Annotated in this window: 14 protein-coding genes and 1 riboswitch; of the genes, 3 read left to right on the forward strand and 11 right to left on the reverse strand. The window is 35.0% G+C overall.

Features of this window, described 5'->3' with window-relative positions; genetic code table 11:
• Positions 1 to 3: 3 nt before the first annotated feature.
• Complete coding sequence (locus ACLU24_RS08410; RefSeq protein ID WP_412611848.1) at positions 4 to 2,388, forward strand: homocysteine S-methyltransferase family protein; 2,385 nt, start codon at positions 4 to 6, stop codon at positions 2,386 to 2,388.
• 58 nt (positions 2,389 to 2,446) lie between these two features.
• Here ACLU24_RS08410 and ACLU24_RS08415 read toward each other — a convergent pair whose 3' ends face one another.
• The 6 genes from ACLU24_RS08415 to ACLU24_RS08440 all read right to left on the reverse strand — a co-directional run bounded on the left by ACLU24_RS08415 (position 2,447) and on the right by ACLU24_RS08440 (position 6,598).
• Positions 2,447 to 3,190: a hypothetical protein gene (locus ACLU24_RS08415; protein WP_412611850.1), complete on the reverse strand. Its 744-nt coding sequence runs from the start codon at positions 3,188 to 3,190 to the stop codon at positions 2,447 to 2,449.
• Positions 3,187 to 3,360, reverse strand: coding sequence for a hypothetical protein (locus ACLU24_RS08420; RefSeq protein WP_412611853.1), 174 nt, complete (start codon positions 3,358 to 3,360; stop codon positions 3,187 to 3,189). The genes ACLU24_RS08415 and ACLU24_RS08420 overlap by 4 nt, the downstream gene beginning before the upstream one ends.
• A gap of 8 nt (positions 3,361 to 3,368) precedes the next feature.
• Entirely contained in the window at positions 3,369 to 3,704 is a 336-nt protein-coding gene (locus ACLU24_RS08425; protein WP_412611855.1) for a hypothetical protein, read from the reverse strand.
• Positions 3,705 to 3,821: 117 nt separating this feature from the next.
• Positions 3,822 to 4,091 (reverse strand): Mor transcription activator family protein, encoded by a 270-nt coding sequence (locus ACLU24_RS08430; protein WP_412611857.1) that lies wholly within the window; start codon positions 4,089 to 4,091, stop codon positions 3,822 to 3,824.
• Between the two features lie 117 nt (positions 4,092 to 4,208).
• A complete protein-coding gene (gene metA, locus ACLU24_RS08435) occupies positions 4,209 to 5,147 on the reverse strand; it encodes a homoserine O-acetyltransferase MetA (protein WP_412611859.1) in 939 nt (312 codons plus the stop codon).
• Between the two features lie 179 nt (positions 5,148 to 5,326).
• Complete coding sequence (locus ACLU24_RS08440) at positions 5,327 to 6,598, reverse strand: HD-GYP domain-containing protein (protein ID WP_412611861.1); 1,272 nt, start codon at positions 6,596 to 6,598, stop codon at positions 5,327 to 5,329.
• Between the two features lie 290 nt (positions 6,599 to 6,888).
• Here ACLU24_RS08440 and ACLU24_RS08445 point away from each other — a divergent pair, with 290 nt between their 5' ends.
• On the forward strand, positions 6,889 to 8,256 hold the full coding sequence (locus tag ACLU24_RS08445; RefSeq protein ID WP_412611862.1) for an MATE family efflux transporter: 1,368 nt from the start codon (positions 6,889 to 6,891) through the stop codon (positions 8,254 to 8,256).
• Positions 8,257 to 8,646: 390 nt separating this feature from the next.
• A riboswitch (Fluoride riboswitch) is annotated at positions 8,647 to 8,719 on the forward strand.
• A 52-nt stretch (positions 8,720 to 8,771) separates the two neighbouring features.
• Positions 8,772 to 9,950, forward strand: coding sequence for a cation:proton antiporter (locus ACLU24_RS08450; RefSeq protein WP_412611865.1), 1,179 nt, complete (start codon positions 8,772 to 8,774; stop codon positions 9,948 to 9,950).
• Between the two features lie 334 nt (positions 9,951 to 10,284).
• Here ACLU24_RS08450 and ACLU24_RS08455 read toward each other — a convergent pair whose 3' ends face one another.
• From ACLU24_RS08455 to ACLU24_RS08475, 5 genes are all read right to left on the reverse strand, one after another.
• A complete protein-coding gene (locus tag ACLU24_RS08455) occupies positions 10,285 to 11,595 on the reverse strand; it encodes a 2-hydroxyglutaryl-CoA dehydratase (protein WP_412611867.1) in 1,311 nt (436 codons plus the stop codon).
• A 78-nt stretch (positions 11,596 to 11,673) separates the two neighbouring features.
• Positions 11,674 to 12,195 carry a flavodoxin domain-containing protein gene (locus ACLU24_RS08460; protein ID WP_412611869.1) on the reverse strand — a complete coding sequence of 174 codons (522 nt, stop codon included), beginning with the start codon at positions 12,193 to 12,195 and terminating at the stop codon, positions 11,674 to 11,676.
• Positions 12,196 to 12,411: 216 nt separating this feature from the next.
• Entirely contained in the window at positions 12,412 to 12,609 is a 198-nt protein-coding gene (locus tag ACLU24_RS08465; protein ID WP_412611871.1) for a hypothetical protein, read from the reverse strand.
• 217 nt (positions 12,610 to 12,826) lie between these two features.
• Entirely contained in the window at positions 12,827 to 13,147 is a 321-nt protein-coding gene (locus tag ACLU24_RS08470) for a TfoX/Sxy family protein (protein WP_412611873.1), read from the reverse strand.
• A 59-nt stretch (positions 13,148 to 13,206) separates the two neighbouring features.
• Positions 13,207 to 16,110, reverse strand: coding sequence for an acyl-CoA dehydratase activase (locus ACLU24_RS08475; protein ID WP_412612016.1), 2,904 nt, complete (start codon positions 16,108 to 16,110; stop codon positions 13,207 to 13,209).
• Between the last annotated feature and the right edge of the window lie 87 nt (positions 16,111 to 16,197).

Genomic DNA, 16,197 nt, shown 5'->3' on the forward strand with positions numbered 1-16,197 from the left:
GGAATGAATATCAAAGAGCTTATAAAAAATCAACTAGTATACTTTGACGGAGGTATGGGAACACTTCTTCAAGAGCGTGGTTTACAACCGGGTGAACTGCCTGAAACATGGAATATTCTCCACCCGGAGATAATCACAGATATTCACCGCTCATATTTTGAGGCCGGTGCTAATATCATCAAGACAAATACTTTCGGTGCTAACCACCTTAAATTCGACAATCTTGAGGAAATTATAACAAAGGCTGTCGAGAACGCCAATAAGGCAAGAGAAGGCTTTAAAAATGCTTATATTGCTCTTGATATAGGCCCTATCGGAAAAATGCTCAAACCTCTTGGCGACCTCGATTTTGAAAAGGCTGTCGAAATCTTCGCAGAAACAGTAAAAATCGGTTCAAAGCTCAATGTAGATTTAATTCTTATTGAAACTATGAATGATTCCTACGAAACAAAGGCGGCTGTATTAGCGGCTAAGGAAATTTCAGATTTGCCAATTTTCGTTACAACCGTTTATGACGAAAACGCAAAACTTATGACAGGTGCAAATCCTAAATGTATGGTAGCAATTCTAGAAGGCTTAGGCGTTGACGCTTTAGGTCTTAACTGCTCACTCGGTCCTGAACAGATGAAAAAAATCGTTCCTATGCTAACAAAGGAAGCAAGTATCCCTGTAATTGTCAATCCTAATGCAGGACTTCCAAGAAGCGAAAACGGCAAAACTGTTTATGATGTTGACGCTGATGAATTTTCAGATATTATGGTTGAAATTGCGGAAAGCGGTGCAAGAATCTTAGGTGGTTGCTGCGGAACTACTCCAGAATTTATCCGCAAAACTATCGAAAAGACTAAATACTTAAAGCCAAAGCCTATAGTTCCAAAAAATACAACTCTTGTTTCTTCATATACTCACGCAGTTGAGATTGGTCCATCTCCCATACTTATCGGCGAAAGAATAAATCCAACAGGTAAATCTAAATTTAAGGAAGCTCTTCGTCAAAACAATATGGACTACATTCTCAACGAGGGAATTGCACAACAAGAAAAAGGTGTACAAATCCTTGATGTCAATGTAGGTCTGCCTGAAATTGACGAAGTTGAAATGATTAAAAGTGCCGTATTCGAGCTTCAAAGCGTCATCGACTTACCACTTCAGATTGATACAGTCGATATTGAAGCTATGGAACAGTCTATGAGATTATATAATGGTAAACCGCTTGTCAATTCTGTAAACGGCAAAGAAAAGAATATGAAAGAGGTTTTCCCACTTATCAAAAAATATGGCGGTACACTTATTGCACTTACGATTGACGAAGACGGTATTCCCGAAACCGTTGAAGGCAGAATGAAGATTGCCGAAAAAATCATAAAAACTGCCGCAGAATACGGTATCGACAAAAAAGATATTGTTGTTGACCCTCTTGCAATGACAATTTCAAGTGATACAAACAGTGCTAATATAACTCTTGAAACAGTTAAGAGATTAAGCGATATGGGAATAAAGACAAGTCTTGGTGTTTCCAATATTTCTTTTGGATTACCTAATCGAGAATTTGTAACATCAACCTTCTTTGCAATGGCATTGCAAAATGGTCTTAACTGTGCAATTATGAATCCATATTCACAAGAGATGATGAAAGTATATTATTGCTTCAATGCTCTCACTAATCGTGATGATAACTGCACTGATTACATCAATTTCTGCTCAACGGTTGTTACTCAGACAGTAACCACTACCTCAGCAACAGGCACAAAGCTTGAAAGCAACGATGATGAACCACTTAAAAAAGCTATCATCAAGGGATTAAAAGAACAAGCTGCTGCCATAACAGCTGAAATGCTCAAAACAATTTCACCTCTTGATTTGATTGATACACAAATCATTCCTGCACTTGATATTGTCGGAAAGGGGTTTGAGGAAAAAACCGTATTCCTGCCACAGTTACTTATGAGTGCGGAAGCTTCAAAATCAAGCTTTGATGTTGTCAAAGCTTCTATGGCAAGCAATGGTGAGGCTTCTAAGGGGAGAATTATCCTCGCAACTGTAAAAGGAGACATTCACGATATAGGTAAAAATATAGTTAAGGTTCTTTTAGAGAATTACGGATATGAAGTAATCGACCTCGGAAAAGATGTTCCACCTGAATTAGTCTGTGAAACAGCAATCAAAGAAGAAATCAACCTTGTAGGACTTAGTGCTTTAATGACCACTACCGTTCCGAGTATGGAAGAAACTATTAAACAACTTCGTGAAAAACGCCCTCAATGCAAAGTTGTTGTCGGTGGTGCTGTTTTAACACAAGAATATGCAGATATGATTGGTGCTGACTACTATGCAAAAGACGCTATGGAAACCGTAAGATATGCTGAACATTTCTTCGGAATAGAATAAACTTTTTAATATTTAAAGACAAAATGGACGAGCCTTTTCGACTCGTCCATTTTATAATTTAAGCCTTAATTAGAGTATTAGAATTTATACTAAAATATTTGTTATTATCAATAAGCAAAGCGTTTCCGGCTGTAACATTAGAGCAATCACATACATTTTTCATATCGTGTTCCGCAATATCGCTTTTAAACAGCACCTTACTCCCTATGATTTCAACTTCTTCACCCCTTGAGTAATTCAAGCGATTCACACTTATCTTATAAACCTCATTTTTGTTGCTCTCGTCCGTCCTCAAAAGTTCTGCCGATAATGCCGGCTTTGACGCAGCCGGTTCATTTGGAATTAACGATACGACATTAAAACCATTTTCATGATAAGAAAAAACATTGTAACTGTAACTATTTGTCATATCAGAATTATAGTTTCCAAATATCATAGCTATTGCGTTATCATTCGATACGAAAATCATTTTCCAAGTTCTTGTTGCCACAGCATCAATGTTATAAAGTGTATTACTGTAATATACCTTTGCACCGTTTGTAACGGTATCGTTTACAACCTGTTCCATATACCAATAATTTACCGACTGAGATTTTGCCTCTCTGACAAATCTTAGTTTATAGCAACCATTCATATCAAAAATTACCGTCACCTTGTGTGATGCATCCTCATTTGCAAACTCTGCGTCAATGTCTGTTTCGCAAACTATTCTGCTGTCTGCTGATGTTAATTCATCGACAACGGCTTTTATAAAGTCTTTATCCGTGCCGTATATGCTTATTGATTTATTTATGTAACTCATTCTGTTTCCTCACTTTCATACACAATTTGTGTTACATTCACTTTTGTCCTCATAATTCTTTTCCCAAAATCCTCAGTCACTATTCTGTGGTCACTTTTATATACTATTTTTTCATTAAGCTTTTCAAGCTTACCCAGAATTTCGCCTTGTTTTTTTATTATTCCTAACAATAAAAATGTCACTCCTTTGCAGTAACAGCCTTATTAACAATAAAAGGACTGCATAAAACAATCATATAATATTCCCCTTGATTCGTTTGTAAGCCTATATCATAGCGATAATCCTTAAATTCCATCTTTTGAGTATCTTCAGGTTTAAGCGAAATCAAGTAACCATTTTCTTCTCTGTTTTCTGCTGTAATTACCTTTTTTATAAGATACTCATCACTTTCTATATCAAATTTCACTCCAAAAATAAGATTTTCTCCATCTTCAAGATGATATATCGTCCCATCATCATTTTGAATAATCAGAATAAACGATATCGTTGTACCTCGTGTAATTTCTAATTTCATATTTTCTCCTTAATCTAAAATAAATACAAAAAAGTGTATCACTAAACCTTACAATTTAATGATACACTATTTGTGTAGAAATATTGAAGTGGAATTATTTCTTAAATATCGTTCCGCTCAAATTTTAGTATGACACAATTTGCGAACATACCTTTCAGAAAGATTATATTTTTTAGCAAGTTCAGAAATATTATGACCGTCGTTATACTTTGTACGAATTTCATTATTACGCACTACCTTGATAATCTCAGAATATTTCTGTATATAAATCGAATCTTCGCCACCAAAACGTTTTGAAAGCTTAATATAGTTTTCTATTCCAACAATCTCAGCAATTTCACGCTGTCTGTCGCTTAAATCTTCTAAAGATATAATAAGTTTATCCATTTTTTTACCCTTTCTATAATTTATCTCCTTAATTTAATTATAGAACATTAGTTCGTATTCGTCAAGTAAAAAAACTGCTCAACTAAAAATTAGTCAAGCAGTTCTATAAATATATTATTACTCATAAATTCCAACCGGAATATTTTGAATATCCTCAAGCTTATAAGGTGTTTCCTGATATACATTATTAAGCCAGTTTGTATAAAAGAGTGTTGCATTACTCCTCCAAGTAATCGGAGGTAATGCAGAAGTATCATCAGCAGGGAAATAATTATAAGGTATTTCAGGTCTTAAACCACGCTTTAAATCTCTAAAATACTCGTTAGCAAGAGTATTTCTATCATATTCTGCATGACCAAGTATAAATACTCTTCTAAAATCTCTGCTTGCAATAATAGCCGCACCTGCAAGAGTAGATGCCGCAAGAATAATAAGCTCTTTATGCTTTCTTATATCAGAACGGTGCACACCTGTATATCTTGAATGTGGAATAAGAAATCTGTCATCAAAGCCTCTCATAAGAGGGTGGAAAACTTCTGTAACCTTGTGCTTATAAATACCAGAAAGCTTTTCCTCAAATTCATATTTCGGTATACCGTAGTGGTAATAAAGTCCGGCCTGAGCACCCCAACATATATGCAATGTACTAAAGACATGAGTTTTCGACCATTCCATAATATCACAAAGTTCCTCCCAATAGTCAACCTCCTCAAAAGGAAGTTTCTCTACTGGTGCACCAGTGATAATCATTCCATCAAAATATTCATCTTTCAATTCTGAAAAAGTCTTATAGAAATTAGTAAGATGTTCCTGTGGTGTATTTTTATGAACATGAGATGCAACTTGCATCAGTTCAATATCCACTTGCAATGGACTATTTCCAAGCAACCTTAGAAGTTGAGTTTCAGTTTCTATTTTTGTTGGCATAAGATTAAGTATAGCTATACGAATAGGTCTTATATTCTGTGTGCTTGCCCTATCCATAGTCATAACAAAGATATTTTCAGAAATCAATTCTTCATAAGCCGGCAACTCACTTTGTATTCTTATAGGCATTTTTCATTCCTCCAACTATATAAGGCATAGCAAGACTAAACTATCGCTATGCAATAATCACAATATAGCACAAAAAATGGAGCGACAGGAAGTGCGTCACTCCATTCATTTTTCTAAACAATTTATTTTAATAATTCTAACACTTATTTTTAAAGTTGTCAACGCTCATAAAATGGCAACTATCTATAATTTCTTGCTATAACCTCTATCTGTTTTCTTATTTCAAGAAAAGCGTCTGTAATAACAGGGTCAAACTTTTTACCACGCTGTTGCCTTATCAAATCAAAAGCTTCATCGAAACTCATAGCGTCTTTATAGCACCTTTTTGAAACAATAGCATCAAAAACATCGGCTATTGTCATAATTCTTGCAGCAAGCGGAATCTCCGAGCCACGAAGTCCATAAGGATATCCCGAACCGTCCCAACACTCGTGATGATATGCCGCAACACCCTTTGCAATATTAAGGAATTCCTCGTCTTCAAGATTTCCAAGAGATTTTTCAAGAAGCATTTTTCCATTAACAGTATGCATTTTAATAATTTCAAATTCCTCATCAGTCAGTCTGCCCGGCTTTTTCAATATGGCATCAGGAATAGTAATTTTACCAATATCGTGAAGTGGTGCAGATAGAATTATATTATGCATATAATCAGGTGTAAGAATATCGTCAAAATCTTCTTCTCTTTTAAGCTCATATAAAATAGCTTCCACATACTCGCTTGTACGCTTAACATGCTGACCTGTACTGCCATCACGAGCTTCTATAATATCCGCAAAGCTAATTATAATTTTATTCTGCAAGGTATCAATCTGTGTTTCCTTTTGGTCAACCTTAGAATTAAGAGACTTTCTGAGTTTTTCGAGAGAAAGAAATATTTTATGTGTAAATACTCCCATAATCAGAAAACTTGCAAGAGAATTAAGTATAAAAAGTGATAGTGCAAACCAATCCGGAAGGTGTATAATAGTATATTGTGGAGCGTAATCTCTCATAATTATTGAGAAAAAAACAAAAACAAAGCAAGCAAGAATTACAACTATATCTCTTAAATAAGCAAGTATTCTATTACTTGCATTTATAAACATAGAAATTATAATTATGGGTATGAATAAACACTCAAAACCTGTTTCTTTACCAAAAAGTAATAAACACATAATTTGATGAACAAAAGTTTCAAGTATTGTATAAATAAGACACGGTATCCAAGACCATTTTACATATTTAATAAATATTACCCCTGCCGCATATAGCGTAACATCTATTATTTCCACAATTGCAAGATTGTTAAGACTCAATACAGAAAAACCAACAAGATAGACAGAATGTAGTAAAACGTTAACTATAAATAACAAATTTATCGCAAGTGTTATTGATGAATAAGCTTCAAAATCCTTATCCTCATTATATTTTGGGGTATTAACGAAAAATTCTTTAACTTTATCAGACATAATCAAATATTATTCTCCGTTTCGAGAATTTTCCTTTCATAAGGGTTATATTGAAACCTTCAATATACAATTAAATTATAACATTTTTATTCTTATTTTTCAATATAATTTCGACAATTTAATTAGTTTTTTTCTAAATTTCTCGATTACTTCATATAAAATAACTAATTTTTAACTTTTACCATCTTTTTATACTTATATACCATATACTGCGGTTGAAATGACAATTTTAAAGTTGTATAATTGTTGAGGATTGTAAAAATATTTTTTAAAACTCAAAAGGAGAAAGAATGGAAAAGACAAATGAATTAAAACAAAATAAAATGGGTACAGCACCTCTTTTCAGACTTATTATGTCTATGGCACTGCCTGCTATGTTTTCTATGCTCGTTCAAGCATTGTATAATATCGTAGACAGTATTTTTGTTTCTATGAAAGGTGAGGCCGCTCTCGGTGCTGTCAATCTCTCATTTCCTATGCAATTCCTTATGACAAGTGTTGCCGTTGGAACCGGCATAGGAATAAATTCGCTTGTTTCAAGGCGACTTGGTGAAGGCAGAAAACATGAGGCCGATAAAACAGCAACTTATAGCCTCATGTTAGGAATTTTTTCTTGGCTTATATTTTTGTTCTTGGGAATTTTCGCAGTCCACCCACTGATTTCCGTTTTCACAAACGACCCGGAAACATATCAATATAGCGTTGAATATCTTAGCATTGTATTTATTTTTTCTATTGGCATTTTCGTAGAAGTAAATATAGAAAAAACATTGCAAGGCACAGGAAATACAGTATTTCCTATGGCATTTCAGCTTGTAGGTGCGGTTACAAATATTATCCTTGACCCTATTTTCATCTTCACTTTTGATTTAGGTGTTAAAGGTGCGGCTATTGCCACTGTTATAGGACAGATTTTCTCAATGATTTTTGCACTTCTTGTACTTTTCATCAGAAAAAACTGTGTAAAAATTGATTTCAGCTTTTTCAAAAAAATAGACTGGAAAGTTATTGTAGATGTATATAGAGTAGGTCTACCATCAATCGTTATGCAAAGCATAGGATCATTTATGATTTTTGGATTAAATCTAATCCTCACAGGTTTTTCCATAACTGCCGTTAATGTTCTCGGTGTATATTATAAGCTCCAATCATTTATATTTATGCCGGTTTTTGGCCTAACACATGGCGTTATGCCTATTATGGGCTATAACTACGGAGCAAAGAATAAAGACAGACTTCTTAAAGCTTTGAAATATTCACTTTTCATAGCTCTAACAATTATGGGCATAGGGCTTATAATTTTTCAGATATTTCCACGAGAGCTTTTAGCAATGTTCAGTGCAACAGATGATATGTATACCATAGGAATTCCTGCATTAAGACTAATCAGCCTATGTTTCTTACCTGCGGCAGTTGGTATAATGTTCTCAACAGTATTCCAAGCTGTTGGCAGAGGAATCCGTTCACTTATAATTTCCCTACTCAGACAGCTTTGTCTTATTCTTCCAATAGCATATGTTCTCTCATTCTTCGGCGTAACATATGTATGGCTTGCTTTTCCGCTTGCAGAAATACTATCAATCATCGTTTCGGTAATTTTCTTCGTTACTCTCTATAATAAGGAATTAAAATTCCTTTCAACTAAAGAGCCAAGATAAAAAATTAAAAAGTTATCACAATGATCAAATTTGTTTGTGATAACTTTTTAAATATAATTAACATAAGTTTGATTATATCTGTTAGTTCATAATAAATCAAAGTTTTGGTCAACATTTATCTTTCAGTGAACCTTCTGCGAGGGTTCACTACGAAAAACATTCCAATAGAATGTTTTCTACCCTCCTGCGCTTTAGGGAGTATAAAATATTTCGCCATCTGCGGAGAGTGACCAAAGACTTTGCCTTTGGAAACTGCAAGTTTTTTAAAAGCTTGAGCAAAACTTTTAATTTTTATCAAACTCACATTAATTATTTCATAACTTATACTTATATAAAGCCTAAACTGTAAGATAAGCATTTGACAATTTGAAAAAGCTATGCTAAAATAATTTTAATAAAGGGAATGAGGTTCTCCCTTGGCTTTGCCAAAACCGCTTATTAAGCTAATGACTTCTGCATTTTTGCAGAGTCATTGGCTTTTTTTGTTCCCTAAAATAAAATTTTTGGAGGTTTTTATGCTTACAAGTTTAGCTCTCATCTTTTTATGCGGACTTCTGCTTGGTTCAATTTTTCAAAAAATCAAGCTTCCGCCACTCCTTGGTATGATTATCACAGGAATAATTTTAGGTCCATACGCACTAAACCTAATCGACCAATCTGTTCTTTCAATCTCATCAGATTTACGCCAAATAGCATTGATAATCATACTCACTCGTGCAGGACTTAATCTCGATATAAATTCCCTTAAAAAAGTAGGCAGACCAGCTATTCTAATGTGCTTTGTGCCAGCTTGCTTTGAGATTATAGGAATGGTTCTGCTTGCACCAACACTTTTAGGCATATCAATACTTGATGCCTTAATTATGGGTACAGTTGTAGCCGCAGTTTCACCAGCAGTTATAGTTCCAAAAATGCTAAAGTTAATCGAAACTGGCTATGGCAAGGATAAAAGTATCCCACAAATGATCATGGCTGGAGCATCTGTTGACGATGTATTTGTAATTGTACTTTTTACATCTTTCACAGGACTTGCACAAGGAGAAAGCTTTTCTCCTATAAGCCTTATACAAGTACCAATTTCAATAATTTTAGGCATAGGACTTGGTATCTTAATAGGAATAATTCTTGGATTTTTCTTCAAAAAAGTACATATGAGAGATTCAATCAAAGTAATTATAATTTTGAGTATATCATTCCTGCTTGTTACATTAGAAAATAGCCTTAAAGGAATCGTTCCAATTTCAGGACTAATTGCTATAATGGGTATTGGCATTTCTCTACAAAAAATCCGTTCAGACGCATCTAAACGAATATCCATAAAATTCTCAAAGCTATGGGTTGCCGCTGAACTTATGTTATTTGTACTTGTTGGTGCAACAGTTGATATAAAATATGCTTTCTCAGCAGGAATTATGGCAATCTTACTTATCTTTGGAGTATTAGTATTCAGAATGATTGGTGTACTTATATGCCTTATAAAAACAAAGCTAAACAAAAAAGAAAGAATATTCTGTATGATAGCTTACTGCCCAAAGGCAACAGTTCAGGCTGCAATAGGCTCTATTCCTCTTACAATGGGACTTTCTTGTGGAAATATAGTTCTGACAGTTGCCGTACTTTCAATACTAATCACTGCACCACTTGGAGCATTTTTTATTGAATTGCTCTATAAAAGACTTCTTAAAAAAGAATAAAATTTTTAAATAAATAACAAATCCACCGATAAAGCCAAAAGAGCCTTATCGGTGGATTTTTACTTTAACACAAGTTTGATAATAGTTTTTAGTTCGTAATAATTCTTAAAAAACATTAAATTTAAAGTATCAATATACTTCAGGGAACCCCTTGCGAGGGTTATCTACGAAAAACATTCCACTGGAATGTTTTTCTACCCTCCTGTGCTTTAAGAAGTATAAAGCATTTCGCCGTTTGCGGACGACGACAAGGGCATTGCCTTTGACCTACAAGCCTTTGAAAAGGCTTGGGCGAAACTTTTAATTTATACTAAACTCACGCTATGCTTATAGATTATTTTGTTACAACCTGTTTTTCGAATTTTGTCTTATTTTCTTCCTCAGACTTGAGGTTTTCTTTGGCAACAGCAAGCATAAGCTTAATTCTGTTTTCCTGATTAACTCTTGGTGCGCCTGGGTCATAGTCTATTGAAACGATGTTAGCCTTCTCATTTTTCTTTTTAATTGCACTAACCATTCCCTTTGCACAGATATGATTTGGCAAACAACCAAAAGGCTGAGCACAAACAACATTTTCATATCCGCTCTCAATAAGCTCAACCATTTCTGCTGTCAAAAGCCAGCCCTCACCCATCTTATTGCCATATCCAATCAAACCATTAACCATTTCTTTTGTTTCTGCATAACTTGCTGGCGCATGGAAACCATGATTTTTTGCACTTTCTATGATATAGCCTTCCATCTTAGTGAGGTACTTCATAGCTTCACTAAGAACATTAAACTTTATTCTATTTCCGCCATAGAGCTTATAGTCTTCAAGTCTGTTATCAACCTTAAACATTGCAAAGCCCATAATACCCGGAACATTAACCTCACAGCCTTGCTCAAGTAAGAAATCTTCAAGATGATTATTACCAAGCGGAGAATATTTAACATAAATTTCTCCAACTATTCCAACCTTAATCTTTTTAACTTTATTAAGCGGAATCTGAGCAAATTCCTCACCTATTTTATCAAGATTTCTCTTGAGATGTGACGATGAATAGCCATCACCTTTTTCCATTTCATCAGAAAGTCTTTGAATCCACTGCTCAACCAAAGCATCGCTTTCACCTTTGTTTATTTCATAAGCCTTTGTTTGGTTATTAAAAAGCATAAGAGCGTCACCATAAACAAGACCGGCAAGAGCTTTTCTAATCATAGGAACTGTAAGAGAAAAGCCGCTGTTCTTTTCCAAGCCGGAAACATTTAGAGAGATAACAGGAACATTTTCAAACCCCGCTTTTTTCAAAGCCTTTCTCAAAAGATGGATATAATTAGATGCACGACATCCTCCGCCTGTTTGTGTAATCATAAGAGCAGTTTTGTTTATATCGTATTTACCACTTTGAAGAGCATGGATAAACTGTCCGATAACAAGAAGTGCAGGATAGCAGGTATCATTATGTACATACTTCAAGCCAACCTGTGCAATCTCAGGTCCGTCGTCCTCAAGCAGAACATTCTTATAGCCATACTGAGTAAAAACATTTCTAATCAATGAGAAATGAATTTTTGCCATCATCGGCAAAAGTATAGTATACTCCTTTTTCATTTCCTTAGTAAAAATAAGTCTGCCGTCTTTATCATAAACAAGTTTAGCCATTTTATATTCCCATTCCTTTCTGTGATAGGTCACTACCAAGATATATTTTAATTTATTTTCAGTCGGACAAACTGAAATTTAGCTTATTGCTTCCAAAATAGGTACAATATATGACTTATCAGTCCAATCACACTTTTTATCTCCTGCTTCCATTAAAGCTTTTTCCCAAATTTCACAATCCTCCGGTTTCTTTTTTGCAACAGCTTTCTGTAACATTTTGCAAAGAGTTCTGTCACCAAAGCTCATTGCCTCCATATCCCAACCACCTCTACAGTAAAAGCAAGGTAAACCCTTCAAGGAATCCTTGAAGTTGTGAGAAACAATTTGCTGAAATGCTGTTTCTTCATAAGGTGAAGCGCCATCACAGAAAACTACCACCTTTTTCTTATTAAGCTGACCTATATTTTTTTTGAGAAAAGATAAACCTGCAATTCCTGAAGCGTATATTCCTCCTCCAAGAATAATTACATCATATTGCATTATATCTTTTATTTTCGCTTTCTTGGTTTCTATGCAATCAAATCCCGTTTCTTCTACAAGCCAATCAGCATAACGCTTTGTCGCCCCATATTTAGATGTATAAAGTATTATCCCTTTCATTGTCAATACCCCCACTAACTCCGATTTAACTCAAAAATCTTATATTAAACAATTATAATCAATTTAATTCTCGTCTAATGTAGCTATGCCATAATGAGTAAAAACATTTCTAATCAGCGAGAAATGAATTTTTGCCAGTCTATATTACCATTCCTTTCTGTAATAGGTCACTGTCAGGATATATTTTAATTTATTTTCAGTCAAATAAACTGGAACTTATTTCAAAGTTTCAGGCTTTTCTACACGAATATTCTCAATGTTCCCACATTCAACACAGGTATCACAAATCACCTTTAAATGCCTACGCTTGAGTTTCTTTTCATCACATAACGGAATAAATTCAACGAGCCATGTCCCAGCTATCAAGTGACCTGTCACCAATTCTCCTCCGCATTTGACGCACTTGTTTTCCATTGTATTACCTCCATAAATTTAGATTTAATTCAAAAACTTTGCACTAAACATTCATCTGTAATAAACTGATTCAGTTCTCGTCTAATGCAGCTGCACCATATTGAATAAAAACATTTCTAATCAGCGAGAAATGAATTTTTGCCAGTCTATATTACCATTCCTTTCTGTGATAGGTCACTGTCAAGATATATTTTAAGTCATATAAACTGAAATTTCTCTATTTTTTCCTTTTAGATTTTGGTGTTGGTAATTCATCATATATTGCGTCAAATAAGCCTGTCAAAAACTCTTTATTATCAACCTCATCTACCAACAACATCTCTTTCGTACCTTCATACGGCAACTCATACGAAACTGTTGGCATATAAGAAATTGCCGATTTTGTTGGTTTTACAAGTAATCTATTATCATAAACGCCACCCACAATCTTGCCACGATAGTAGATAATAAATTCTCCCATCATTGCTCGATATGTGATTTCTTCTAATGATGATAACTGTTCTAAAATAAATTGTAGATATTCTTTACTTGATGCCATAACTCCACTTCAAATTTCGATTTAATTCCAAAATCCTACACTAAGCAATTATAATCAATTTAATTCTCGTCTAATGTAGCTAAAAGACTTCTGATACGGATTTTAACTGCACCCAAATTGGTGATCTCGTCAATTTTAATCTGGGTATATATCCTGCCGTTTTGCTCCAATATTCCACGAACCTCATCGGTTGTAATAGCGTCAACACCACAGCCGAATGAAACAAGCTGAACAAGATTCATATTAGGCTTTGTAGAAACATACTTTGCCGCGGAATAAAGTCTTGAATGATATGTCCATTGGTTAAGAACGGTTGTCGGGAACTTATCGACCTTATTGCTTACTACATCTTCAGAAACTATTGCAACATTAAAGCTTGCAATCATTCTGTCAATTCCGTGATTTATTTCAGGGTCAGCGTGATAAGGTCTGCCGCACAAGACAAATATCGGCTTATTTTCAGCCTCTGCCCTCTTGATAATATCCTCGCCATATGCGCGAATCTTTGCAAGATAGTTTTCATATTCGTCATAAGCCGCTCTCGCCGCCGCCTTAACTTCTTTAACATCAATTCTTCCGAAATACTTTTCGAGATGTTCGTGCATCTTATAAGGAAATTCCTTTCTTCTATGTATTCCTAAATATTCATAGAAGAAGGTTACCTTTTCTATATCTCGTACATTTGCATGAATAACTTCAGGATAATACGCAACAACAGGACAATTATAGTGGTTGTCGCCCATATGCTCATCAAAGTTATATGACATACAAGGATAGAATATTGTCTTTATTCCATTATCAATTAACCACTGAACATGACCATGCATAAGCTTTGCAGGGAAGCAAACAGTATCACTCGGAATAGTATGCTGACCGCTCAAATAAAGTTTTCTTGTTGAATATGGAGAACGAACCACCTCAAAGCCAAGCTTTGTAAAGAAAGTATGCCAGAAAGGAAGAAGTTCAAACATATTGAGTCCCATAGGGATACCAATTTTTCCCCTTGAACCATTTACGGGCTTATAGCTATCAAGAAGATTTCTCTTATATTCATAGATATTAAAGCTATTATCAGGAGATTTCTTAGTTATAGGTCGCTCGCAGCGGTTTCCTGCAATATATCTCTTACCATCGCTGAAAGTATTAACAGTAAGACGACAGTTATTGTTACAAAGTCCGCAATTTGTGGTAACAATCTTATGGAAGAAGCCATTCAAAGCTTCACGCTTTATAATAGTGCTTTTTCCCTCACCTTTGCATTTATTCATAGCATAGAGAGCCGCACCATAAGCACCCATAAGACCGGAAATACAAGGACGAATAACCTCTCTGCCTGTTTCTTTCTCGAATACTCTAAGAACCGCATCATTGAGAAATGTTCCACCTTGAACGACAATTTTCTTTCCAAGCTCGCTCGCCGATGAAGTTCTTATAACCTTATAGAGTGCATTCTTAACAACACTGATTGACAAACCGGCAGAAATATCCTCTATTGTTGCACCGTCTTTCTGTGCCTGCTTAACTGATGAATTCATAAAAACAGTACAGCGAGAACCGAGGTCAACAGGTTGTTTTGCAAGTAGTCCAAGCTTAGAAAATTCCTCAACGGAATACCCGAGAGCATTTGCAAAGGTCTGCAAAAACGAACCGCAACCAGATGAACAAGCCTCATTCAAGAAGATATTGTCGATTGCACCATTATGAATTTTAAAACATTTAATATCCTGACCACCGATGTCAATAATAAACTCAACATCAGGCATAAAGTTCTTTGCGGCTGTCAGATGGGCTATTGTTTCAACAACGCCTATATCTATTCCGAAAGCATTTTTGATAATTTCTTCACCATATCCGGTTACAGCAGAAGAAACTATATTTATGTCTGGATTAATGTCATAAATCTTTTCAAGAATTTCTTTAACAATAGGAACAGGATTACCGCTGTTAGATTGATATTGCGAGAAAAGAATTTTTTTATCTTCAGAAATAACCGTTGCTTTAAGTGTAGTAGAACCGGCATCTATTCCTATATATGCCTTGCCGGTATATCCTTTAAGTTCACCCGTTGCAACAGTTGCTTTTGCGTGTCTTGCCTTAAATTCTTCAAGTTCCCTTTCATTTTCAAATAAAGGTTTATTAAAAGCAAAGTTTCCGCTTCCTCTGTAATGCTTTACCTTTTCGATAATCTCATCAAAGTTTATTCTTTCATCTGCACACAAAGCCGCCCCCATAGCAACATAATAGAGCGAATCTTCCGGGCAGATACCTGTTGTTTTCAGGGTTTCATCAAAGCTCTTTCTAAGCTCAGGCAAAAATGTCAACGGACCTCCAAGATATACAATCTTTCCTGCAATTTCTCTGCCCTGTGCAAGACCTGCAATAGTCTGATTAACAACCGCCACAAAGATACTCTTTGCAATATCACTCTTTTTAGCACCCTGATTAAGTAATGGCTGAATATCACTCTTTGCGAAAACGCCACATCTTGATGCTATGGTATAAGTTTTTTCACATTCTTTTGCAAGTTCATTAAGTTCGTCCATAGGAACATTGAGTAACATTGCCATCTGGTCGATAAAAGCGCCTGTGCCACCGGCACAAGAACCATTCATTCTGACTTCCATGCCACCTGAAAGGAAAAGAATCTTTGCGTCCTCGCCACCAAGCTCAATAATAACATCAGTATTCTCTATAAATGTATTTGCCGCAACACGAGTTGCATAAACTTCTTGAACGAAATCTATTCCACAGCTTTCAGCAACGCCCATTCCTGCTGAACCGGACATTGCGAAATAAGCATTCTCAGCACCCTTAACATTTCTGCGGATATTCTCGAGAATTTCTGCAATTTTTTCAGTTATCTGAGAATAATGTCGCTCATAGCTTTTATATATCAGCTTATTATTATCGTCAAGAACAGCACATTTAATTGTTGTAGAACCTATATCCAATCCTATTTTCATCATTATTTTGCTTCATTCCCCTTCCAGGCCAAGGTAATAAATCAAGACACAGTGGCACAATATATATGTAACTTAATAAAATTCTAA

The organism is Pseudoruminococcus sp. (assembly GCF_047012705.1).
Classification (GTDB): domain Bacteria; phylum Bacillota; class Clostridia; order Oscillospirales; family Acutalibacteraceae; genus Pseudoruminococcus.

What these genes read in the sequence shown, in the direction of transcription:
- ACLU24_RS08410 (WP_412611848.1), top strand. Translation starts at nt 4, where the DNA reads ATGAATATCAAAGAGCTTATAAAAAATCAACTAGTATACTTTGACGGA.
- ACLU24_RS08415 (WP_412611850.1), bottom strand. Translation starts at nt 3,190, where the DNA reads ATGAGTTACATAAATAAATCAATAAGCATATACGGCACGGATAAAGAC.
- ACLU24_RS08425 (WP_412611855.1), bottom strand. Translation starts at nt 3,704, where the DNA reads ATGAAATTAGAAATTACACGAGGTACAACGATATCGTTTATTCTGATT.
- ACLU24_RS08430 (WP_412611857.1), bottom strand. Translation starts at nt 4,091, where the DNA reads ATGGATAAACTTATTATATCTTTAGAAGATTTAAGCGACAGACAGCGT.
- metA (WP_412611859.1), bottom strand. Translation starts at nt 5,147, where the DNA reads ATGCCTATAAGAATACAAAGTGAGTTGCCGGCTTATGAAGAATTGATT.
- ACLU24_RS08440 (WP_412611861.1), bottom strand. Translation starts at nt 6,598, where the DNA reads ATGTCTGATAAAGTTAAAGAATTTTTCGTTAATACCCCAAAATATAAT.
- ACLU24_RS08445 (WP_412611862.1), top strand. Translation starts at nt 6,889, where the DNA reads ATGGAAAAGACAAATGAATTAAAACAAAATAAAATGGGTACAGCACCT.
- ACLU24_RS08450 (WP_412611865.1), top strand. Translation starts at nt 8,772, where the DNA reads ATGCTTACAAGTTTAGCTCTCATCTTTTTATGCGGACTTCTGCTTGGT.
- ACLU24_RS08455 (WP_412611867.1), bottom strand. Translation starts at nt 11,595, where the DNA reads ATGGCTAAACTTGTTTATGATAAAGACGGCAGACTTATTTTTACTAAG.
- ACLU24_RS08460 (WP_412611869.1), bottom strand. Translation starts at nt 12,195, where the DNA reads ATGAAAGGGATAATACTTTATACATCTAAATATGGGGCGACAAAGCGT.
- ACLU24_RS08465 (WP_412611871.1), bottom strand. Translation starts at nt 12,609, where the DNA reads ATGGAAAACAAGTGCGTCAAATGCGGAGGAGAATTGGTGACAGGTCAC.
- ACLU24_RS08470 (WP_412611873.1), bottom strand. Translation starts at nt 13,147, where the DNA reads ATGGCATCAAGTAAAGAATATCTACAATTTATTTTAGAACAGTTATCA.
- ACLU24_RS08475 (WP_412612016.1), bottom strand. Translation starts at nt 16,110, where the DNA reads ATGAAAATAGGATTGGATATAGGTTCTACAACAATTAAATGTGCTGTT.